Source organism: Pseudomonas moraviensis (genome assembly GCF_900105805.1).
Lineage (GTDB): Bacteria > Pseudomonadota > Gammaproteobacteria > Pseudomonadales > Pseudomonadaceae > Aquipseudomonas > Aquipseudomonas moraviensis_A.
Map to the genome: position 1 here is coordinate 1,013,143 of NZ_LT629788.1, position 20,789 is coordinate 1,033,931.

Annotated in this window: 17 protein-coding genes; 6 read left to right on the top strand and 11 right to left on the bottom strand. The window is 61.0% G+C overall.

The annotated features are described in order from the left end of the window. Positions 1 to 267 precede the first annotated feature (267 nt). Positions 268 to 2,106, bottom strand: a complete 1,839-nt coding sequence (locus BLU71_RS04880) for a sigma-54-dependent Fis family transcriptional regulator (protein ID WP_083352443.1) — start codon at positions 2,104 to 2,106, stop codon at positions 268 to 270. A 376-nt stretch (positions 2,107 to 2,482) separates the two neighbouring features. Here BLU71_RS04880 and BLU71_RS04885 point away from each other — a divergent pair, with 376 nt between their 5' ends. The 6 genes from BLU71_RS04885 to BLU71_RS04910 are packed head-to-tail and all read left to right on the top strand — an operon-like array spanning position 2,483 to position 8,432. Beyond that, the gene (locus BLU71_RS04885; RefSeq protein ID WP_016775291.1) at positions 2,483 to 3,577 is read left to right on the top strand and encodes an ABC transporter ATP-binding protein; all 1,095 of its coding nucleotides are present in this window, start codon (positions 2,483 to 2,485) and stop codon (positions 3,575 to 3,577) included. Further along, a complete protein-coding gene (locus BLU71_RS04890) occupies positions 3,577 to 4,686 on the top strand; it encodes an ABC transporter ATP-binding protein (protein WP_083352444.1) in 1,110 nt (369 codons plus the stop codon). The genes BLU71_RS04885 and BLU71_RS04890 overlap by 1 nt, the downstream gene beginning before the upstream one ends. Continuing rightward, positions 4,683 to 5,549, top strand: a complete 867-nt coding sequence (locus BLU71_RS04895) for a carbohydrate ABC transporter permease (protein WP_007961995.1) — start codon at positions 4,683 to 4,685, stop codon at positions 5,547 to 5,549. The genes BLU71_RS04890 and BLU71_RS04895 overlap by 4 nt, the downstream gene beginning before the upstream one ends. A 9-nt stretch (positions 5,550 to 5,558) precedes the next feature. Further along, positions 5,559 to 6,359, top strand: a complete 801-nt coding sequence (locus BLU71_RS04900) for a carbohydrate ABC transporter permease (RefSeq protein WP_024013421.1) — start codon at positions 5,559 to 5,561, stop codon at positions 6,357 to 6,359. A 10-nt stretch (positions 6,360 to 6,369) separates the two neighbouring features. Continuing rightward, positions 6,370 to 6,642, top strand: a complete 273-nt coding sequence (locus tag BLU71_RS04905) for a DUF2160 domain-containing protein (RefSeq protein ID WP_038861868.1) — start codon at positions 6,370 to 6,372, stop codon at positions 6,640 to 6,642. Positions 6,643 to 6,689: 47 nt separating this feature from the next. Continuing rightward, a complete protein-coding gene (locus BLU71_RS04910) occupies positions 6,690 to 8,432 on the top strand; it encodes an ABC transporter substrate-binding protein (RefSeq protein ID WP_042609208.1) in 1,743 nt (580 codons plus the stop codon). A gap of 378 nt (positions 8,433 to 8,810) precedes the next feature. Here the strand turns inward: BLU71_RS04910 and nuoN are convergent, their stop codons facing one another. The 10 genes from nuoN to nuoE all read right to left on the bottom strand — a co-directional run bounded on the left by nuoN (position 8,811) and on the right by nuoE (position 20,789). Further along, entirely contained in the window at positions 8,811 to 10,274 is a 1,464-nt protein-coding gene (gene nuoN, locus BLU71_RS04915; protein ID WP_024013420.1) for an NADH-quinone oxidoreductase subunit NuoN, read from the bottom strand. A 7-nt stretch (positions 10,275 to 10,281) separates the two neighbouring features. Continuing rightward, positions 10,282 to 11,814 (bottom strand): NADH-quinone oxidoreductase subunit M, encoded by a 1,533-nt coding sequence (gene nuoM / locus BLU71_RS04920; RefSeq protein ID WP_042609209.1) that lies wholly within the window; start codon positions 11,812 to 11,814, stop codon positions 10,282 to 10,284. A gap of 39 nt (positions 11,815 to 11,853) precedes the next feature. Continuing rightward, the gene (nuoL, locus tag BLU71_RS04925) at positions 11,854 to 13,707 is read right to left on the bottom strand and encodes an NADH-quinone oxidoreductase subunit L (protein WP_083352445.1); all 1,854 of its coding nucleotides are present in this window, start codon (positions 13,705 to 13,707) and stop codon (positions 11,854 to 11,856) included. Next, positions 13,704 to 14,012 carry an NADH-quinone oxidoreductase subunit NuoK gene (gene nuoK, locus BLU71_RS04930; protein WP_003180046.1) on the bottom strand — a complete coding sequence of 103 codons (309 nt, stop codon included), beginning with the start codon at positions 14,010 to 14,012 and terminating at the stop codon, positions 13,704 to 13,706. Before nuoK ends, nuoL begins: the two co-directional genes overlap by 4 nt. A 3-nt stretch (positions 14,013 to 14,015) precedes the next feature. Then, the gene (gene nuoJ, locus BLU71_RS04935) at positions 14,016 to 14,516 is read right to left on the bottom strand and encodes an NADH-quinone oxidoreductase subunit J (protein WP_007951462.1); all 501 of its coding nucleotides are present in this window, start codon (positions 14,514 to 14,516) and stop codon (positions 14,016 to 14,018) included. Positions 14,517 to 14,525: 9 nt separating this feature from the next. Beyond that, positions 14,526 to 15,074 carry an NADH-quinone oxidoreductase subunit NuoI gene (gene nuoI, locus BLU71_RS04940; RefSeq protein ID WP_016775283.1) on the bottom strand — a complete coding sequence of 183 codons (549 nt, stop codon included), beginning with the start codon at positions 15,072 to 15,074 and terminating at the stop codon, positions 14,526 to 14,528. A gap of 11 nt (positions 15,075 to 15,085) precedes the next feature. Next, positions 15,086 to 16,093: an NADH-quinone oxidoreductase subunit NuoH gene (nuoH, locus tag BLU71_RS04945; RefSeq protein WP_039763316.1), complete on the bottom strand. Its 1,008-nt coding sequence runs from the start codon at positions 16,091 to 16,093 to the stop codon at positions 15,086 to 15,088. Further along, complete coding sequence (nuoG, locus tag BLU71_RS04950) at positions 16,090 to 18,804, bottom strand: NADH-quinone oxidoreductase subunit NuoG (RefSeq protein ID WP_083352446.1); 2,715 nt, start codon at positions 18,802 to 18,804, stop codon at positions 16,090 to 16,092. The genes nuoH and nuoG overlap by 4 nt, the downstream gene beginning before the upstream one ends. A 135-nt stretch (positions 18,805 to 18,939) precedes the next feature. After that, positions 18,940 to 20,295: an NADH-quinone oxidoreductase subunit NuoF gene (nuoF, locus tag BLU71_RS04955; RefSeq protein ID WP_064363636.1), complete on the bottom strand. Its 1,356-nt coding sequence runs from the start codon at positions 20,293 to 20,295 to the stop codon at positions 18,940 to 18,942. Continuing rightward, positions 20,292 to 20,789, bottom strand: coding sequence for an NADH-quinone oxidoreductase subunit NuoE (gene nuoE / locus BLU71_RS04960; RefSeq protein ID WP_003223804.1), 498 nt, complete (start codon positions 20,787 to 20,789; stop codon positions 20,292 to 20,294). The genes nuoF and nuoE overlap by 4 nt, the downstream gene beginning before the upstream one ends.

The following is a 20,789-nucleotide window of genomic DNA, read 5'->3' on the forward strand; positions in this document are numbered from 1 at the left end:
ACTGACCGACGTGTCTTTCGCTATACGCCGACCTGAACGATCGGGTCGATTATGGATTCGGTGAAGCCAGATCAGGTCGGCGTTTCTCTCGAATATCCCCAATCGGCCCCCTCTCCTCGGGGAGAGGAGTGAGGGGACACGCCGACCTGAACGATCGGGTCGATTATGGATTCGGTGAAGCCAGATCAGGTCGGCGTTTCTCTCGAATATCCCCCAATCGGCCCCCTCTCCTCGGGGAGAGGGCTGGGGTGAGGGGAAGGGGTGTACTCAGTTGCCAATCTGCCGCAACCGCTTGTAAAGCGTATTCCGACTCACCCCTAACCGCCGCGCCAGGTGCGAAATATTCCCCCCGGCCGCTTTCAACTCGCGATTCAACGCCTCGACATCATTCAAATCCAGCCCCAGCGGCGGCGCCGTCTCCACCGGCTCCATCTCCAGATCGACAAAAAAATCATCCGGCAAATGCTCCGGCCGCACCGGTTGTTCCTCGGCCATGGCCAGCGCCACCTGCATCACGCTGCTGACCTGACGCAGATTCCCCGGCCACGGATGCTTCTCGAACAGCTCCAACACCTCCGGGCTCAACCCCGCCCATTGCGTCGGCTCGCGATGCTGCTCCCATAGCCGTTTGAACAGCGCCTGCTTGTCACTGCGCTCGCGTAACGGCGGCAGCTCCAGGGTCAGACCACCGATGCGGTAGTACAAATCCTCGCGGAAACGGCCCAGTTGCACCTGCTCGCGCAACGATCGGTTGGTCGCAGAGATAATTCGCAGATCAACCGCGAACAACTCGCTGCTGCCCACCGGTTGCACGCAACGTTCCTGCAACACCCGCAACAAGCGCGCCTGGGTCGGCAACGGCATATCGCCGATCTCGTCGAGAAACAGCGTGCCTTTGTCCGCTTTGCGGATCAGGCCGATGCTGCCTTTCTGGTTGGCGCCGGTGAAAGCGCCTTTCTCGTAGCCGAACAATTCCGACTCCACCAGTTCGGCGGGGATGGCTGCGCAGTTCACCGCGATGAACGCCTGTCTACTCCGCGAGCTGGCCTGGTGCAGGGCTTTGACAAAGACTTCCTTGCCGACGCCGGTTTCACCGTGGATCAGCAGCGGAATGTCTTTTTCCAGCAGACGCTCGGCCTGACGCACGGCTTTTTCCACGCGGCTGTCGCCGAAATGCAGAGTATTGAGGCTGATTACACTGGCTGGCGCCGGCTGGTCCTCGGCGACAAACACCCGCGCTTGCACCGGCGCCTGTTTCGGCCGTTTCAACAAACATTGAAAACGGTTGCGCCCGGAAGTCTGCAAAGCAAACGGCATCCCCTCGGGCTGATTGATCAACTCCAGCAGCGACACCTTGAACAGGCTCTCGACGCTGACCCGTGACAGACGCACACCAAGCAGATTGTCGGCGCGGCGATTGGCCGAGAGCACCTGGCCGCTCTCATCGAAAATCAGCAACCCGGCCCATTGGCTGTCGAGGTTGTTCAAGCCGGTGTTGAAGGTGAGCTGAAAGTGCTGGCCATGGAACAGGTTGAGGATCAGCCGGTTTTCCACCGTCTGGCTCATCATCTTGACAATGCCCAGGGTGTGCGAGGGCGGCAGGTAGCTGTCGCTGGACACGTCGAGCACGGCGATGACCTTGCGCTCGGCGTCGAAAATCGGCGCAGCGGAGCCGGTCATGAAACGGTTGGCCTTGAGGAAGTGTTCATCGTGTTCGATGTGCACCGCCTGCTCACAGGCCAGCGCGGTGCCGATTGCATTGGTGCCGCTGCTGCGCTCCATCCAGCTCGCCCCGGCCTGAAAACCCCGGGCGAGAGTCGGTTCGATAAAGCGCTGCGTGCCCCACGAGGTCAGCACCTGGCCCTGATTGTCGGCGAGCATGATCAGGCAGTTGGAATTGCTGAGGATGTTTTCGTAGTAGGGCAGGACTTCCTGGTGCGTGGTCTGCACCAGCGAATGATGACTGTCGAGCAACCGCGCAATGCCGGCGGCAGGCAATTGATCGAAGGCGGGGGTGCTCTGGTGGTCGAGGCCGAACGCGCGGCAACGTTGCCAGGAGGTCTGGACGATCGCGTCGTGGGACAGCGGCGAAGCAGGTGCGGCCATGGGGGCGAGCCTCTGAGTGCAGCGATTTTATTATTGTTATGGGGTTCACCTTCCCCCGTAGGAGCTGCCGAAGGCTGCGATCTTTTGATCTTGATCTTGATCTTGATCTTGATCTTGATCTTGATCTTGAAAATCAAAGTCAAAGTCAAAAGATCGCAGCCTTCGGCAGCTCCTACATGGGTGTGAACAGTGCATAGAGTGTTGTTCACTATTGTTCATTGTCAATCACCCCGACTGTTCAAAAGTGTTCAGCTGTGAACGCCACTTCCTCGGGTAATCAGCGATTTTCACGGCAAATCAGACACTTGCCATTTCTGGCACGAATGTCGCTCTGTTGCTCCGGTCGCTTGACTCCAAAAATAACAAAGGCCGAGCCATGTCACTCACCCTGGAGCACGTCAGCCGCACCGTCGAGGGCCAGATCTGGATCGACGATGCGTGCCTGAAATTCGAACCCGGATCCTTCAACGTTCTGCTCGGGCGCACCCTGTCCGGCAAGACCAGTCTCATGCGCCTGATGGCCGGCCTCGACAAGCCCGACAGCGGCCGCGTGTTGATGAACGGCGTCGACGTCACCCAGCGTCCGGTGCGTTTGCGCAACGTGTCGATGGTCTATCAGCAGTTCATCAATTACCCGACCATGACGGTGTTCGAGAACATCGCCTCGCCACTGCGTCAGGCCGGCATTTCCAAAGAAATCATCCACAGCAAGGTGCAGGAAACCGCACGCATGCTGCGCATCGAGAAGTTCCTGCAGCGCTACCCGCTGGAACTCTCCGGCGGACAGCAACAGCGCACGGCCATGGCCCGCGCACTGGTCAAGGATGCCGAACTGATCCTCTTCGACGAGCCGCTGGTCAACCTCGACTACAAGCTGCGCGAAGAGCTGCGTCAGGAAATGCGCGAGCTGTTCAAGGCCCGCCACACCATCGCCATCTACGCCACTACTGAGCCCAACGAAGCACTGGCCCTCGGCGGCACCACCACCATCCTGCACGAAGGCCGGGTGATCCAGAGCGGGCCGTCGACCGAGGTCTATCACCAGCCGCAATCGGTACTCGCCGCTGAATTGTTCTCCGAGCCGCCGATCAACCTGATGCCGGGGCGCATTGCCGGCAACGAAGTCAGTTTTGCCAACTTCGTCCATTTTCCGTTGAACGTCGATCTGCGGCCGGTGGGCGAGGGCGAATTCCGTTTTGGCGTGCGCCCCAGCCATATCTCGCTGGTGCCGAGCAACGATGACGATCTCGAGTTGGCAGTGACTGTCGAGGTCGCCGAGATCAGCGGTTCGGAAACCTTCCTGCACGTGCGCAACGAGCATTTCCTGCTGGTGCTGCACTTGCCGGGCGTTCATGAATACGACGTCGATGCGCCGATCCGCATCTATATCCCGACCCACAAACTGTTCGTTTTCGATGCGCAGGGCCGTCTGGTGCAAGCACCGGGCCGGCGTGTCGCGAGGGTTGCCTGATGGCCGAAATCCGTTTGCAGCACCTCGCCCACAGCTACAGCAAAACCCCGAGCGGCGCGGAGGATTATGCGATCCGCGAGATGGATCACGTCTGGGAGCAGGGCGGCGCCTACGCCTTGCTCGGCCCGTCCGGTTGCGGCAAGTCGACCTTGCTCAACATCATTTCCGGCCTGCTCAGCCCGTCACAGGGCCATGTGTTGTTTGACGGCAAAGCGGTCAACGACCTGACCCCGGAGAAGCGCAACATTGCTCAGGTTTTCCAGTTTCCGGTGGTCTACGACACCATGACCGTGTTCGATAACCTTGCTTTCCCCCTGCGAAATCAGGGCATGGCCGAGGCGAAAGTGCACAGCAAGGTGCAGGAAATTGCCGAGGTGCTCGACCTGCAGAATCTGCTGAGCAAGAAAGCGCGCAACCTCACTGCCGACGAAAAGCAGAAAGTCTCCATGGGCCGTGGGCTGGTGCGCGACGACGTTTCGGCAATCCTCTTCGACGAGCCGCTGACGGTGATCGACCCGCACCTGAAGTGGAAACTGCGGCGCAAGCTCAAGCAGATCCACGAGCAGTTCAACATCACCATGGTCTACGTCACCCACGATCAACTGGAAGCCTCGACGTTCGCCGACAAGATCGCGGTGATGTACGGCGGCCAGATCGTCCAGTTCGGTACGCCACGGGAATTGTTCGAGCGGCCGAGCCACACCTTTGTCGGCTATTTCATCGGCAGCCCGGGGATGAATCTGATCGAGGTGCAGCCGCAGCCCGGCGGCGTCGGTTTCGCCTCGACGCACCTGCCATTGTCCGACGCCTTGCAGCGCCATATCGAGCACGGCCAGTGGAAAAATCTCAAGGTCGGCATCCGGCCCGAGTTCATTCATGTGTGGGATGAGCCGTTTGACGACGCAATGCAGGCAAAAGTCGTACACGTCGAAGACCTCGGCACCTACAAGATCATGACCCTCAACCTCGACGGCGCCCCGCTGAAAGTGCGTTTGGCCGAAGACAAACCGGTGCCGCAGGGCACGGCGTACATCAGTTTTCCCGCGCAGTGGTTGATGGTCTATGCCGATGAGTTTCTGCTAGAAGCCGACGAAGAGGTGCAGCCATGAACAAGGTGCAGAACAATAAAGCCTGGTGGCTGGTGCTGCCGGTGTTCCTGCTGGTGGCGTTCAGTGCGGTGATCCCGATGATGACCGTGGTCAACTACTCCGTGCAGGACATCTTCGACCAGTCCAGCCGCTACTTCGTCGGCGCCGACTGGTACAAGCAAGTGCTGCTCGACCCGCGTTTGCATGATTCGCTGCTGCGCCAGTTCATCTATTCGGCCTGCGTACTGTTGATCGAGATCCCGCTGGGCATCGCCGTCGCGTTGACCATGCCAACCAAGGGCCGCTGGTCCTCGGTGGTGCTGATCATTCTGGCGATTCCGTTGCTGATTCCGTGGAACGTGGTCGGCACCATCTGGCAGATTTTCGGCCGCGCCGACATTGGCCTGCTCGGTTCCAGCCTCAATGCGCTGGGCATCAGCTACAACTACGCGGCCAACACCATGGACGCCTGGGTGACCGTGCTGGTGATGGACGTCTGGCACTGGACCTCACTGGTCGCGCTGTTGTGTTTCTCCGGGTTGCGGGCGATTCCCGACGTGTATTACCAGGCCGCTCGCATCGACCGCGCCTCGGCCTGGGCGGTGTTCCGCCACATTCAGTTGCCCAAGCTGAAAAGCGTGCTGCTGATCGCGGTGATGCTGCGCTTCATGGACAGTTTCATGATCTACACCGAGCCGTTCGTGCTCACCGGCGGCGGGCCGGGTAATGCCACGACTTTCTTGAGTCAGACCTTGACGCAGATGGCCGTAGGACAATTCGACCTCGGTCCGGCAGCGGCGTTTTCGCTGGTGTACTTCCTGATCATCCTGTTGGTGTCCTGGCTGTTCTACACCGCCATGACGCACTCCGACGCCAACCGCTGAGGCCCGGCCATGAGCAAGAAAAAGCTTATTCCGTTGCTGGTGTACATTCTGTTCCTGCTGGTGCCGATCTACTGGTTGCTGAACATGTCGTTCAAGAGCAACACCGAAATCCTCGGCGGCCTGACGCTTTTCCCACAGGATTTCACGCTGGCGAACTACAAGGTGATCTTCACCGATCCGAGCTGGTACACCGGCTATTTGAACTCGCTGTATTACGTCAGCCTCAACACCGTAATTTCTCTGAGTGTGGCGCTACCGGCGGCTTACGCGTTTTCACGCTATCGTTTCCTCGGCGACAAGCATCTGTTCTTCTGGCTGCTGACCAATCGCATGGCACCGCCGGCGGTGTTCTTGCTGCCGTTTTTCCAGTTGTATTCGTCGATCGGCCTGTTCGACACGCACATCGCCGTGGCCTTGGCGCATTGCTTGTTCAACGTGCCGCTGGCGGTGTGGATTCTTGAAGGCTTCATGTCCGGGGTGCCCAAGGAGATCGACGAAACGGCCTACATCGACGGCTACAGTTTCCCCAAGTTCTTCGTGAAGATTTTCATCCCGTTGATCGGTTCCGGCATCGGTGTCACGGCGTTTTTCTGCTTCATGTTTTCCTGGGTCGAGCTGCTGCTGGCGCGCACGCTGACCTCGGTCAACGCCAAGCCGATTGCCGCGGTGATGACGCGCACGGTGTCGGCGTCGGGGATCGATTGGGGCGTGCTGGCAGCGGCGGGGGTGTTGACCATCCTCCCGGGCATGCTGGTGATCTGGTTTGTGCGCAACCACGTGGCCAAGGGCTTTGCCCTCGGCCGAGTCTGAGGAACAGATGATGGAATGGATGAGCTGGACGACACCGACCGCCGCGTTCTTCATCGGCATCGGTCTGATTCTGGTGGGCATGACCACCTGGGAATTGCGCTCGCCGAGCATTCTGCGGCGCGGGTTTCTGCCGATTGCCACCACCCGTGGCGATCGCTTGTTTATCGGTCTTCTCGGCAGCGCCTACCTGCACTTGCTGGTAATCGGCGTCACCGACTGGAGCATCTGGGTGGCGTCCGCGTTGTCCCTGGTGTGGCTGTTGGCTGTGATGCGTTGGGGCTAGTCGAATCGTTCGGCAACGCGGCTCCACAACTTAAACAGGAGGTCTCTATGTTCGATAAAAACAATAAGCTGCGACATAGCATTTCATTGGCAGCCATGCTGGCACTCAGCGGTTTGAGCGCATCTGCCTGGGCAGACGCCTATGAGGATGCGGCGAAAAAATGGATCGGCAGCGAGTTCAAGCCCTCGACCCTGACGGCCGAACAGCAGCTCGAAGAATTGAAGTGGTTCATCAAGGCGGCCGAGCCGTTTCGCGGCATGGACATCAAGGTCGTTTCCGAGACCCTGACCACCCACGAATACGAGTCCAAGGTGCTGGCCAAGGCCTTCAGCGAAATCACCGGGATCAAGCTCACCCACGACCTGCTGCAGGAAGGCGACGTGGTCGAGAAAATGCAGACGGTGATGCAGTCGGACAAGAATATCTATGACGGCTGGGTCAACGACTCCGACCTGATCGGCACGCACTTTCGCTACGGCAAGACCGAATCGATCACCGACCTGATGGCCAACGAGGGCAAGAACTTCACCTCGCCGACCCTCGATATCAAGGACTTCATCGGCATCTCGTTCACCACCGCGCCGGACGGCAAGATCTACCAATTGCCCGACCAGCAATTCGCCAACCTGTACTGGTTCCGTGCCGACTGGTTCGAGCGCGCCGACCTGAAAGCCAAGTTCAAGGAAAAGTACGGCTACGAATTGGGTGTGCCGGTGAACTGGTCGGCCTATGAAGACATTGCCAAATTCTTCAGCGAAGACGTCAAGGAAATCGACGGCAAACGCGTCTACGGCCACATGGATTACGGCAAGAAAGATCCGTCGCTGGGCTGGCGCTTCACCGATGCCTGGTTCTCCATGGCCGGTGGCGGCGACAAGGGCATCCCCAATGGCTTGCCGGTGGACGAGTGGGGCATCCGCGTCGAAGACTGCCACCCGGTCGGCTCCAGCGTGACCCGTGGCGGCGACACCAACGGCCCGGCGGCAGTGTTCGCCACCACCAAATACGTCGACTGGCTGAAGAAATACGCGCCACCGGAAGCGGCCGGCATGACTTTCTCCGAGTCCGGTCCGGTGCCGTCGCAGGGCAACATCGCCCAGCAGATTTTCTGGTACACCGCGTTCACCGCCGACATGACCAAACCGGGCCTGCCGGTGGTCAACGCCGACGGCACGCCGAAATGGCGGATGGCGCCATCGCCACGCGGGCCGTATTGGGAGGAGGGCATGAAGCTCGGCTATCAGGACGTGGGCTCGTGGACATTCATGAAGTCCACGCCTGAGAAACAGAAACTGGCGGCCTGGCTGTACGCGCAGTTCGTCACCTCGAAAACCGTGTCGCTGAAGAAAACCATCGTCGGCCTGACGCCGATTCGCGAGTCGGACATCAATTCGCAAGCGATGACCGATCTGGCGCCGAAACTCGGTGGTCTGGTCGAGTTCTACCGCAGCCCGGCCCGCGTCCAATGGACCCCGACCGGCACCAACGTGCCGGACTATCCGCGTCTGGCGCAACTGTGGTGGAGCCACATCGCCGAAGCCGCCAGCGGCGAGAAGACCCCGCAACAGGCGCTTGATGGTTTGGCCAAGGATCAGGACGCGATCATGACCCGTCTCGAACGCTCCAAGGCCCAGGCCACTTGCGCGCCGAAGATGAACCCGGAGCGCGACGCGCAATACTGGTTCGACCAGCCGGGCGCACCGAAACCGAAACTGGCGAACGAGAAGCCGAAGGGTGAAACCGTGAGCTATAGCGAACTGCTGAAATCGTGGGCGGATGCGCGTAAGTGATAGTGGAAGTGTGAAAGGCGAACGGCACCGGAAGGTGCCGTTTTTTTGCTGCCTGATCTGCCGCTTTCGCGAGCAGGCTCACTCCCACACTGGATCGGTGCTACTCAAGACCACTGTAGGAGTGAGCCTGCTCGCGATAGCGGTGGGTCAGCCGACGCATTTTCGACTGACATGACGTCATTGCTCACTCCTTTGAAGGCAAATTCCTCAAACGGAGAGAGCGTTTAAGGTCAAAAGATCGCAGCCTTCGGCAGCTCCCACAGACCCTTACCATCCCAATGTAGGAGCTGCCGAAGGCTGCGATCTTTTGACGTTAAAACCCACAAAAAACGGCACCCGAAGGTGCCGTTTTCATTTTCAGCCAGACCAGCCAGGCAATCAGCCCGCCAGACCCGCCTGTTGCACCAGCACCAGCAACGGCTGCGGATACACACCCAGGAAGAACGCGACCAGGGCGATGGCCAGCAGCATCACGCCACCTGCCTTCTGCTCCCAGTGCAACTGGGCGTCGTGGCGACGCAGGTTTGGCTCGATCAGGTACAGGGTGACCATCACGCGCAGGTAGTAGAAGACGCCGATGGCGCTGCCCAGCACCAATGCGCCGACCAGCCACCACTGACGCGTTTCGACGCCGCTGGCGATGATGTAGAACTTGCCGATGAAGCCAGCGGTCAGCGGAATACCGGCCAGGGACAGCATCATCACAGTCAGCACGGCGGTCAGGTACGGACGGCGCCAGAACAGGCCGCGGTACTCGTACAGCGCGTCAGCGTCGCGGCCGTTGTACGGCGAGGACATCAGGGTGATCACGCCGAACGCGCCGAGGCTGGTGATCACATAGGTGACCAGGTACACGCCGATAGCTTCCACCGCCAGACCCTTGCTCGCCACCAGTGCGATCAGCAGGTAGCCGAAGTGCGCGATGGACGAATAACCTAGCAGACGCTTGAGGTTGCTCTGGGTCAGGGCCAGCAGGTTACCGAACAGGATCGAGGCAACTGCGATCACGCTGAGCACATCGCTCAGCACGCCACTGCTGGCGGCAGGGGAGAGCTGGAACAGACGCACCATCACCGCGAACACGGCAACCTTCGAAGCGGTCGCGAGGAACGCGGCTACCGGCGCCGGAGCACCTTCGTAAACGTCCGGCGTCCACAAGTGGAACGGAACCAGCGACAGCTTGAACGCCAGACCGATCAGCATCATGCCCAGGCCCAGTTGCGCCAGCGGGCTAGGCAGACCGGTCGCGGCCAGGGCCTGACCGATGCCGACGAAGCTCAGCGAACCGGCGTCGGCGTACAGCAGCGCCATACCGAACAGCAGGAACGCGGAACCGGCGGCCGACAGCACCATGTACTTGATGCCGGCTTCCAGCGAACGCTTGTTGAAGAAGGCGTAAGCCACCAGACCGTAGACCGGTACCGAGAGCAATTCCAGACCGATGAACAAACCGGCCAGATGTTGCGCGCTGACCAGGACCAGACCACCGGCGGCGGCCATCAGGATCAGCAGGTACAGTTCTTCGCGATTGCCCGGGTAACCCGAACCGCCATCACCGAGGTAGGCGTGGGCGAGGGTGACGCAGGCGAGGGTGGCAACCAGGATCATCGCCATGTACAGGCAGGCGAAGGCATCGATCTGCAGCAATGGGGTCACGGCCAGAGGCGCGACTTTCAGGGCCGGCAGGATCGACAGCAGGGCCAGGTTCAGACCCGCCACCGAAATCAGGAAGGTCTGCGAGTGGTTGCGGCGCCAGGCGATTGCCAGCATCACCACGATAATGGTGAGGCTGGTGATCAACAGTGGCGCAAGCGCAATAAAGTGTTGAATCGTGAATTCCATAGCGCTCTTACCGGGCCGAAGCGAGTTGAGAGAAGGCGGTGCCGAGCCACTGCTGCACGCCATGCATGGTGGCGGCAGAGGTGTCGAGGAACGGTTGCGGGTAGACGCCGAGGTAAATCAGCAGCACCGCCAGACCGAGCACCATGATCAGTTCGCGCGCGTCCATGCCATGCAGCACCGCGTCGGATTTCGACGGGCCGAAGTAGGCACGGTGGATCATGATCAGCGAGTAGACCGAACCGAACACCAGACCGGACGTGGCAATCGCCGTGACCCATGGAGCGCTGGCGAAGGAACCGATCAGGATCAGGAACTCGCCGACAAAGTTACCGGTACCCGGCAAGCCCAGCGACGCCGCAGCGAAGAACAGGCTGATGGCCGGCAGGTAGGCGATGCGCGACCACAGGCCACCCATCTCACGCATGTCGCGAGTGTGCAGACGCTCATACAACTGACCGCTGAGGATAAACAGTGCCGCTGCCGACAGACCGTGCGCGAGCATCTGGATCACTGCACCTTGCAGCGCCAGTTGGCTGCCGGAGTAGATGCCGATCAACACGAAGCCCATGTGGGAAACGGAAGAGAAGGCGATCAGACGCTTGATGTCGGTTTGGGCGAACGCGAGGAACGCGCCGTAGAAGATCCCGATCAGACCCAGGGTCATGGCGATCGGCGCAAACTCGGCCGAAGCGTTCGGGAACAGCGGCAGGGCGAAACGCAGCAGGCCGTAGGCCGCGGTTTTCAGCAGGATACCGGCGAGGTCGACGGAACCGGCAGTCGGCGCCTGGGCGTGAGCGTCAGGCAGCCAGGAGTGGAACGGAACCACTGGCAGCTTGACCGCGAAGGCGATGAAGAAGCCGAGCATCAGGATGTACTCGGTGGTCATCGACATCTTGGTTTTCAACAGGTCGGCGTAGTTGAAGGTAATCACGCCAGTGTTGTTGAAGTTGACCAGCACTAGACCGAGGATCGCCACCAGCATGATCAGGCCGGAAGCCTGAGTGAAGATGAAGAACTTGGTCGCTGCGTAGATCCGGGTTTTCTTGCCGTCCGAAGAACTGTGACCCCAGAGCGCGATGAGGAAGTACATCGGCACCAGCATCATTTCCCAGAAGAAGAAGAACATGAACAGGTCGAGGGCGAGGAACACACCGACCACACCGCCCAGGATCCACATCAGGTTCAGGTGGAAGAAGCCAACGTGACGTTGAATCTCTTTCCACGAGCAGAGTACCGAGAGGATACCCAGCAGACCGGTCAGCAGGATCATCAACAGCGACAGGCCGTCGAGGGCCAGGTGCACGTTGATGCCGAAACGCTGGATCCAGACATGCTTGAACTCAAGCGCCCAGGTCGGATCGGCGCCCGGCGCCGGTGCGAATGAATAGTCACCGTGGGCCCACAGCCAGAGGCCGAGTGCGAGTTCCAGGGTCATGGTCAACAGCGCAATCCAGCGCGGGAGGGTGGCGCCGAAGCGCTCAGCCATCCAGCACAGCAGGCCGCCGATGAAGGGGATCAGGATTAGCCAAGGCAGAATCATGACGGGCTCGTTTCCTTTCGCAAATTCGCAAGGTTCATATCAGACCGCTACCAGCACGATGGCGCCGATCACCAGCACGGCACCCGCAGCCATCGAAGCAGCGTACCAACGCAGTTGACCGGTCTCGGTGCGGCTCAGGGCGGTGTGACCACCCTTGGCCATACGCGGGATCAGACCGATGGTCTGGTCGAGCGGGTCTTTGCGCAGTACATGGCTGATCGCAAGGTACGGCTTGACGAACAGTTTGTCGTAGATCCAGTCGAAGCCCCAGGCAGCGAACCACCAGGCCGAAAGGAAACGGCCGATGCCGCTGTTGGCGATCGCCGTGACGAAGCGACGCTTGCCGAGGAACAGCAGCGCTGCCAGCAGGATACCGGCCAGAGCGATGGCGCCCGAGGCGATTTCCAGACTGTGCTTGGCTTCGCCACCCGCATGGCCAACGCTTTCTGGCAGAACGCCGTGCAGCGGCGGAACGATCATGGCGCCGACGAAAGTCGACAACACGATCAGCACCGACAGCGGCAGCCAGTGAGCGACGCCGTGACCGGCGTGGGCTTCGGTCTTGGCTTCACCGTGGAACGTGATGAAGATCAGGCGGAAGGTGTACAGCGAGGTCATGAACGCACCGACCAGACCTGCGTAGAGCAGACCGTGGTTACCGCTGGCAAACGCTTCCCAGAGGATTTCGTCCTTGGAGTAGAAGCCCGCGGTGACCAGTGGCAGAGCGGCCAGCGCAGCACCACCGACGATGAAGCTGGCGTAGGCCAGTGGCAGTTTCTTCCACAGACCGCCCATCTTGAAGATGTTCTGCTCGTGGTGGCAGGCAACGATCACCGCACCGGAAGCAAGGAACAGCAGGGCCTTGAAGAACGCGTGGGTCATCAGGTGGAAGATCGCGCCATCCCATGCACCCACGCCCAGCGCCAGGAACATGTAGCCGATCTGGCTCATGGTCGAGTAGGCGAGGATACGTTTGATGTCGGTTTGTACCAGCGCGGCGAAGCCTGCGAGAACCAGAGTCACGCCACCGACGATGCCCACCAGGTGCAGGATTTCCGGCGCCAGGGTGAACAGGCCGTGAGTACGGGCGATCAGGTAGACACCGGCGGTGACCATGGTTGCGGCGTGGATCAGTGCCGACACCGGGGTCGGGCCGGCCATTGCGTCCGCGAGCCAGGTTTGCAGCGGCAGTTGCGCCGATTTACCGACTGCACCACCCAGCAGCATCAGGGTTGCCAGGGTGATCCAGAAGTCGCCGACCTGGAATTTCTGCGGTGCCAGCACCAGCAGTTCCTGGATGTTCAGCGTGCCCACTTGCTGGAACAGGATGAACAGGCCGATGGCCATGAACACGTCGCCGATGCGGGTGACGATGAAAGCCTTGAGTGCGGCGTTACCGTTGTTGCGATTGCTGTAGTAGAAACCGATCAACAGGTACGAGCACAGGCCCACGCCTTCCCAGCCGAAGTACAGGAACAACAGGTTATCGCCGAGCACCAGGAACAGCATGCTGGCGATAAACAGGTTGGTGTACGAGAAGAAGCGCGAGTAGCCCGCTTCACCGCGCATGTACCAGGACGCGAACAGGTGGATCAGGAAACCGACGCCCACCACCACGCCGAGCATGGTGATCGACAGGCCGTCGACGTAGAGGGCGAAGTCAGGCTTGAAGCCTTCGACCGCCATCCACTGCCACAGCACCAGGGTGTAGTGACCGCCTTCGGGAGGTGCGACGTTGAACTGCCAGATGACATAGGCAGCGACAATCGCCGACAAGCCAATGGAACCCACGCCGATCAGCGCCGAGAGGTTTTCCGACCAGCGTCCACGGGAGAACGACAGGAGCAGGAAACCGATCAGAGGGAATACGAAAGTCAGAAAGATCAGGTTCATCCGCGCATCTCACTGGCAGCGTCGATATCGAGCGTGTGGAAGCGGCGATACAGTTGCAGCAGGATCGCCAGGCCAATACTGGCCTCGGCCGCTGCAAGGCTGATCACCAGGATGAACATGATCTGTCCATCCGGCTGCGCCCAGCGGGCGCCCGCAACGATGAAGGCCAGGGCAGAGGCGTTCATCATCACTTCCAGACTCATCAACACGAACAAAATGTTGCGGCGGACCATCAGGCCGACCAGACCAAGGCAGAACAGGATCCCGGCAACGGCCAATCCATGTTCGAGAGGGATAGCAGGCATGTCTTACTCCTTCGCCTCGTTACGGCCCAAATGGAACGCCGTGACGGCTGCGGCGAGCAGCAGCATCGAGGCGAGTTCGACCACCAGCAGGTACGGGCCGAACAGGCTGATGCCCACGGCTTTCGCGTCTACGGTGGTGTGGCCGATGGCCTGGCCGCTCTGGTGAGCGAACAGCACATACAGCAGTTCGGCCAGCAGCAGCGCGGCGAGAATCACCGGTCCTGCCCAGATGCCGGGCTTGAGCCAGGTGCGTTCCTGCTGCACCGAGGCCGGGCCGAGGTTGAGCATCATCACCACGAACACGAACAGCACCATGATGGCGCCGGCGTAGGCGATCACTTCCAGCACACCGGCGAACGGCGCACCGAGGGCGAAGAAGGTCATGGCCACGGCGATCAACGAGATGATCAGGTAGAGCAGGGCGTGCACGGGATTGGTGTTGGTGACCACACGCAGCGTGGACACCACAGCAATACCCGATGCGAAATAGAAAGCGAATTCCATCGTTCTTCCTTAAGGCAGCAAGCTCTTCACGTTGATCGGTTCGGCTTCGTTCTGCGCAGCGCCTTTCGGCTTGCCAGCGATTGCCATACCTGCAACACGATAGAAGTTGTAATCAGGGTTTTTGCCGGGGCCGGAGATCAGCAGATCTTCTTTCTCGTACACCAGGTCCTGACGTTTGAACTCGGCCATCTCGAAATCCGGGGTCAGCTGGATCGCGGTGGTCGGACAGGCTTCCTCGCAGAGACCGCAGAAAATGCAGCGCGAGAAGTTGATCCGGAAGAAGTCCGGGTACCAGCGACCGTCTTCGGTTTCAGCTTTCTGCAGCGAGATGCAACCCACCGGGCAGGCCACGGCGCACAGGTTGCAGGCTACGCAGCGTTCTTCGCCATCGGGGTCGCGGGTCAGGACGATGCGGCCACGGTAACGCGGCGGCAGGTAGACCTGCTCCTCGGGGTATTGCAGGGTGTCGCGCTTGCGAAAGCCATGGCCGAAGACCATGACCAGGCTGCGCAACTGGGTACCGGTACCCTTAACGATGTCGCCAATATATTTGAACATGGGTCAAATCCTCACTGAACCGCAACCGCAGGCGTGTTCAACAACACAACCGCAGCGGTCACCAGCAAATTGATCAGGGTCAGTGGCAGGCAGAATTTCCAGCTGAAATCCATCACCTGGTCATAACGCGGACGCGGGATGGAAGCGCGCAGCAGGATGAACAGCATGATGAAGAACGCGGTCTTCAGTGCGAACCAGACGAAGGACAGTTGCGGCAGGATGCCGAACGGACCGTGCCAGCCACCGAAGAACAGGGTGACCAGCAGCGCCGAGATCAGGATGATGCCGATGTATTCACCGACGAAGAACATGCCCCATTTCATACCGGCGTATTCAATGTGGTAACCGTCGGCCAGTTCCTGTTCTGCTTCCGGCTGGTCGAACGGGTGACGGTGAGTCACGGCGACGCCAGCGATGAAGAAGGTACAGAAGCCGAAGAACTGCGGAATGATGAACCACAGGTTCTGCGCCTGGTACTCGACGATGTCGCGCATGTTGAACGAGCCGACCTGGACCACGATGCCCATCAGGGCCAGGCCCATGAACACTTCGTAGGACACGGTCTGCGCCGAGGCACGCAAGCTGCCGAGCAGGGCGAACTTGTTGTTGCTCGACCAGCCGGCGAACAGCACGGCGTACACCGACAGACCGGCCATGGCGAAGAAGAACAGCAGGCCGATGTTCAGATCCGCCACGCCCCAGGTCGGGGTGATCGGGATGATCGCGAAGGCGATCAGCAGGGCGGACATGGCCACCACCGGTGCCAAAGTGAAGATCACCTTGTCGGCAAACGGCGGGGTCCAGTCTTCCTTGAAGAACATCTTCAGCATGTCGGCGGCGATCTGGAACATGCCGAACGGGCCAACGCGGTTCGGACCGTAACGGTCCTGCCACCAGCCCAGCAGGCGACGTTCGACAAAGCTGAGCAAGGCGCCCGCGACCACCACGGCCAGCAGGATCACGATGGCTTTGATGACCGTCAGGATCACATCGATCACTTCAGGGGTGAACCAGGTCATTGCGCTGCCTCCTGCAGACCGTCGACGGACACGCCGGCGAATGCCGGTGGAATGCCAGCGATGCCCGCAGGCAATGCCACCAGACCGGCGCCCAGTTCTTCATTGATGCGCAGCGGCAGACGCAGGGTCTGGCCGGCCACGTTCAGGCTCAGCAGGGCACCGTCGTTGACACCGAGGCGGTCGGCTTCGGATTTCGCCAGAGCCACATATGGCGCCGGAATGCGTTCTTGCACCGGGGCGGCTTTCGACGAGTTCTCTTCGCTGCCGAACAGGTGGAAGAACGGCACGGCTTGCCAGGTACCCGGCGCCGGGTTGAAGGCACGCGGCGCAGCGGCGAACCAGTTCAGCGAATCGCCAGTGCTTTCGATCAGGCGTGTGCCCGGGTCGCCAGCGCGCAGATGACCACCGACTTCGTCCTGGAACTTGTTCCACGCTTGTGGCGAGTTCCAGCCCGGCGACCATGCGAATGGCACCTGCTGACGCGGTTCGGCAGAGCCCGAGTAACCTTCCATGGAGAAGGCGAACGCGGTGTCCTGGTCTTGCGGGGTACGCGGTTCGTGAACGCTGATGTCGGCGCGCATTGCGGTGCGACCGGAGTAACGCAGCGGCTCACGCGCCAGTTTCAGACCCTTGATGCGGAACGCAGCGGAAGGTGCAGCATCGACGATACGTGCCAGTTGCGCGGTGCTCGAGGCAACGGCAGCGGTGACGTGGTCGAGTTGTGTCCAGTCGATCGGCTGGTTCAGCAGGGTCGCGCGCAGGGCGTGCAGCCAGCGCCAGCCTTCGTGCACCAGAATGCTCGCGTCGAGGTATTGCGGATCGAAAACCTGGAAGAAGCGCTGGGCGCGACCTTCCTGGCTGACCAGCGTACCGTCGCCTTCGGCGAAGCTCGCCGCTGGCAGCACCAGGTGCGCGCGATCGGTGGTGGCGGTTTTCTGATGGTCGGCGACGATCACCACTTTCGCGGCGTTCAGCGCAGCATCGACCTTGGCTTTGGCGGTGCGGGTGTACAGATCGTTTTCCAGCACGACGATAGCGTCGGCCTTGCCATCGATGACCGCTTGCAGCGCGGCGTCGACCGATTCGCCACCGAGCATGGCCAGACCGAGGCTGTTGGCCTCCGGCACGATCAGGCTGATCGAACCGTTCTTCTCGCGCAGCTTCAGGGCCTTGGCGATGTTCGCGGCGGCTTCGATCAAGGCTTTGGAACCCAGCGAAGTACCGGCGATGATCAGCGGGCGCTTGGCGGCGAGCAGGGCGTCGGCGATGCGCTGCGCCAGTTCCACGGCTTCAGCGTCCAGGCCTTCGACAGCCGGAGCGCTGGCATCGAGGGCGTGAGCCACGGCGAAACCGATGCGTGCCAGGTCGTCCGGAGCTGCGTGTACGCATTCTTCAGCGACGTCGTCGAGCTTGGTTTCGGCGAGGCTGGCGATAAACAGCGGGTTCAGCGCGTGCTGACCGATGTTCTTCACCGCCGCGTCGAGCCAAGGCTGGACGCGCATGGCTTCGGCCATGTCTTCAGCCTTGCCCTTGACCGACTGACGCAGGGCCAGGGCCATGCGCGCGGCGGTCTGGGTCAGGTCTTCGCCGAGGACGAAGATCGCATCGTGGTCTTCGATGTCGCGCATGTTCGGCACAGGCAGCGGGCTGTCGTGCAGCACCTGCAGGACCAGACGGATGCGCTCCAGCTCGGAGGCTTCGATACCTGAGTAGAAGTGCTCGGCACCGACCAGTTCGCGCAACGCGTAGTTGCTTTCGAGGCTGGCACGCGGCGAACCGATACCGACGATGTTGCGCCCGCGCAGCAGGTCGGCAGCTTTATCCAGCGCCGCGTCGAGGCTGAGCTTGGTGCCATCGGCCAGCAGCGGCTGACGTGGACGGTCGGTACGGTTGACGTAGCCGTAGCCGAAACGGCCACGGTCGCAGAGGAAGTACTGGTTCACCGAACCGTTGAAGCGGTTTTCGATACGACGCAGTTCACCGTAACGCTCGCCCGGGGAGATGTTGCAACCGCTCGAGCAGCCGTGGCAGATGCTCGGCGCGAACTGCATGTCCCACTTGCGGTTGTAGCGCTCGGAGTGAGTCTTGTCGGTGAACACACCGGTCGGGCAGACCTCGGTGAGGTTGCCGGAGAATTCGCTCTCGAGGGTGCCGTCTTCCACGCGACCGAAGTACACGTTGTCGTGGGCGCCGAACACACCGAGGTCGGTGCCGCCGGCGTAGTCCTTGTAGAAACGCACGCAGCGGTAGCAGGCGATGCAGCGGTTCATTTCGTGGGAAATGAACGGGCCCAGTTGCTGGTTCTGGTGGGTGCGCTTGCTGAAGCGATAGCGGCGCTCGTTGTGGCCGGTCATCACTGTCATGTCTTGCAGGTGGCAGTGACCGCCTTCCTCGCACACCGGGCAGTCGTGCGGGTGGTTGGTCATCAGCCATTCGACAACGCTGGCGCGGAACGCCTTGGATTCTTCATCGTCGATGGAGATCCAGGTGTTGTCGGTGGCTGGGGTCATGCAGGACATGACGATGCGACCACGGGTGTCGTTCTCGTCGGTGTACTGCTTGACCGCGCACTGGCGGCAGGCCCCGACGCTACCAAGCGCGGGGTGCCAGCAGAAATATGGAATGTCGAGGCCCAGCGACAGACATGCCTGTAACAGGTTGTCTGCCCCGTCGACTTCGAGCGCTTTGCCGTCTACGTGGATAGTGGCCATGGTTCAAAGGTCTTCGTTGGCCCGGTGTCAGCGGGCGTGGCTAATGGAATCTTGTTATGCGTCCGAATCCAAACAGCCCCGAAGGGCGTCATCGGACGAAAGGCGAAGGGCACGGACCCTTCGCCTTTTAAGCGTTTACGCGCCGACTACGATCGGCCTTGCCAGAGGCGGGACGGCGGCGCTGACAGGCGCGATACCGGCTTCGAACTCTGGACGGAAGTATTTGATGGCGCTGCCCAGCGGCTCCACGGCACCCGGTGCGTGAGCACAGAAGGTTTTGCCCGGGCCAAGGAAACCGACCAGACCCAGCAGGGTCTCGATGTCGCCTGGCTGGCCCTTGCCCTGTTCGATGGCCATCAGCAGCTTGACGCTCCATGGCAGACCATCGCGGCACGGGGTGCAGAAACCGCAGGATTCACGGGCGAAGAACTGCTCCATGTTGCGCAGCAGCGAGACCATGTTGACGCTGTCGTCCACCGCCATCGCCAGGCCGGTACCCATACGGGTGCCGACCTTGGCGATGCCGCCGGCATACATTTGTGCGTCGAGGTGCTCCGGCAGGAGGAAACCGGTACCGGCGCCCCCCGGCTGCCAGGCCTTGAGCTTGAAGCCGTCGCGCATGCCGCCGGCGTAGTCTTCGAAGAGCTCGCGACCGGTGACGCCGAATGGCAGTTCCCACAGGCCCGGATTCTTGACCTTGCCGGAGAATCCCATGAGCTTGGTGCCCATGTCTTCGGAGCCTTCGCGGGCCAACGATTTGTACCAGTCAACGCCGTCGGCAATGATCGCCGGCACGTTGCACAGGGTTTCGACGTTGTTCACGCAGGTCGGCTTGCCCCACACACCGACGGCGGCAGGGAAGGGCGGCTTGGAGCGCGGGTTGGCGCGGCGGCCTTCGAGGGAGTTGATCAGTGCGGTTTCTTCACCGCAGATGTAACGCCCGGCGCCAGTGTGGACGAACAGTTCGAAATCGAAACCGCTGCCCAGAATGTTCTTGCCCAGCAGGCCGGCCGCCTTGGCTTCTTCCACGGCACGGTTGAGGTGCTTGGCGGCGGTGGTGTATTCGCCGCGCAGGAAGATGTAGCCACGGTAGGTTTTCAGTGCGCGGGCACTGATCAGCATGCCTTCGATCAGCAGATGGGGCAGTTGCTCCATCAGCATGCGGTCTTTCCAGGTGTTCGGCTCCATTTCATCCGCGTTGCACAGCAGGTAGCGGATGTTGATGGATTCGTCCTTGGGCATCAGACCCCACTTCACGCCAGTGGGGAAGCCGGCACCGCCGCGACCCTTGAGGCCGGCGTCTTTCACGGTCTGGACGATGGCGTCCTGATCCATGTCGGCGAAGGCTTTGCGCGCGGCAGCGTAACCGTTCTTGGCCTGGTACTCGTCGAGCCACACGGCTTCGCCGTCATCGCGCAGACGCCAGGTCAGGGGATGCGTCTCGGCCGACCGCTGAATGCGGTTGGCAGGACCGAAAGATGTCAGGGTCATACGTAGCCCTCGAGCAGTTTGGCCACGCCAGCAGGCTGGACATCGCCAAAGGTGTCGTCGTCGATCATCAGCGCCGGTGCCTTGTCGCAGTTGCCGAGGCAGCAGACAGGCAGCAGGGTGAAACGACCGTCGGCGGTGGTCTGACCCAGGCCGATGCCCAGATTGTTCTGGATTTCGCTGACCACCGACTCGTGGCCGCCGATGTAGCAGACCATGCTGTCGCAGACGCGAATGATGTGGCGGCCGACCGGCTGACGGAAGATCTGGCTGTAGAACGTCGCCACGCCTTCAACGTCGCTGGCCGGGATGCCGAGGATCTCGCCGATCGCGTACAGGGCGCCGTCCGGCACCCAGCCGCGTTCCTTCTGAACGATTTTCAGGGCTTCGATCGACGCCGCGCGCGGGTCTTCATAGTGATGCAGCTCGTGCTCGATGGCCGAGCGCTCGGTTTCACTCAAGGTGAAACGGTCTGTCTGGATAAGCGTGCTGTTCAT

Bases quoted from the DNA above. Each gene is read 5' to 3' on its own strand.
- BLU71_RS04880 (WP_083352443.1), bottom strand. From the start codon at position 2,106: ATGGCCGCACCTGCTTCGCCGCTGTCCCACGACGCGATCGTCCAGACC.
- BLU71_RS04885 (WP_016775291.1), top strand. From the start codon at position 2,483: ATGTCACTCACCCTGGAGCACGTCAGCCGCACCGTCGAGGGCCAGATC.
- BLU71_RS04890 (WP_083352444.1), top strand. From the start codon at position 3,577: ATGGCCGAAATCCGTTTGCAGCACCTCGCCCACAGCTACAGCAAAACC.
- BLU71_RS04895 (WP_007961995.1), top strand. From the start codon at position 4,683: ATGAACAAGGTGCAGAACAATAAAGCCTGGTGGCTGGTGCTGCCGGTG.
- BLU71_RS04900 (WP_024013421.1), top strand. From the start codon at position 5,559: ATGAGCAAGAAAAAGCTTATTCCGTTGCTGGTGTACATTCTGTTCCTG.
- BLU71_RS04905 (WP_038861868.1), top strand. From the start codon at position 6,370: ATGGAATGGATGAGCTGGACGACACCGACCGCCGCGTTCTTCATCGGC.
- BLU71_RS04910 (WP_042609208.1), top strand. From the start codon at position 6,690: ATGTTCGATAAAAACAATAAGCTGCGACATAGCATTTCATTGGCAGCC.
- nuoN (WP_024013420.1), bottom strand. From the start codon at position 10,274: ATGGAATTCACGATTCAACACTTTATTGCGCTTGCGCCACTGTTGATC.
- nuoM (WP_042609209.1), bottom strand. From the start codon at position 11,814: ATGATTCTGCCTTGGCTAATCCTGATCCCCTTCATCGGCGGCCTGCTG.
- nuoL (WP_083352445.1), bottom strand. From the start codon at position 13,707: ATGAACCTGATCTTTCTGACTTTCGTATTCCCTCTGATCGGTTTCCTG.
- nuoK (WP_003180046.1), bottom strand. From the start codon at position 14,012: ATGCCTGCTATCCCTCTCGAACATGGATTGGCCGTTGCCGGGATCCTG.
- nuoJ (WP_007951462.1), bottom strand. From the start codon at position 14,516: ATGGAATTCGCTTTCTATTTCGCATCGGGTATTGCTGTGGTGTCCACG.
- nuoI (WP_016775283.1), bottom strand. From the start codon at position 15,074: ATGTTCAAATATATTGGCGACATCGTTAAGGGTACCGGTACCCAGTTG.
- nuoH (WP_039763316.1), bottom strand. From the start codon at position 16,093: ATGACCTGGTTCACCCCTGAAGTGATCGATGTGATCCTGACGGTCATC.
- nuoG (WP_083352446.1), bottom strand. From the start codon at position 18,804: ATGGCCACTATCCACGTAGACGGCAAAGCGCTCGAAGTCGACGGGGCA.
- nuoF (WP_064363636.1), bottom strand. From the start codon at position 20,295: ATGACCCTGACATCTTTCGGTCCTGCCAACCGCATTCAGCGGTCGGCC.
- nuoE (WP_003223804.1), bottom strand. From the start codon at position 20,789: ATGAACAGCACGCTTATCCAGACAGACCGTTTCACCTTGAGTGAAACC.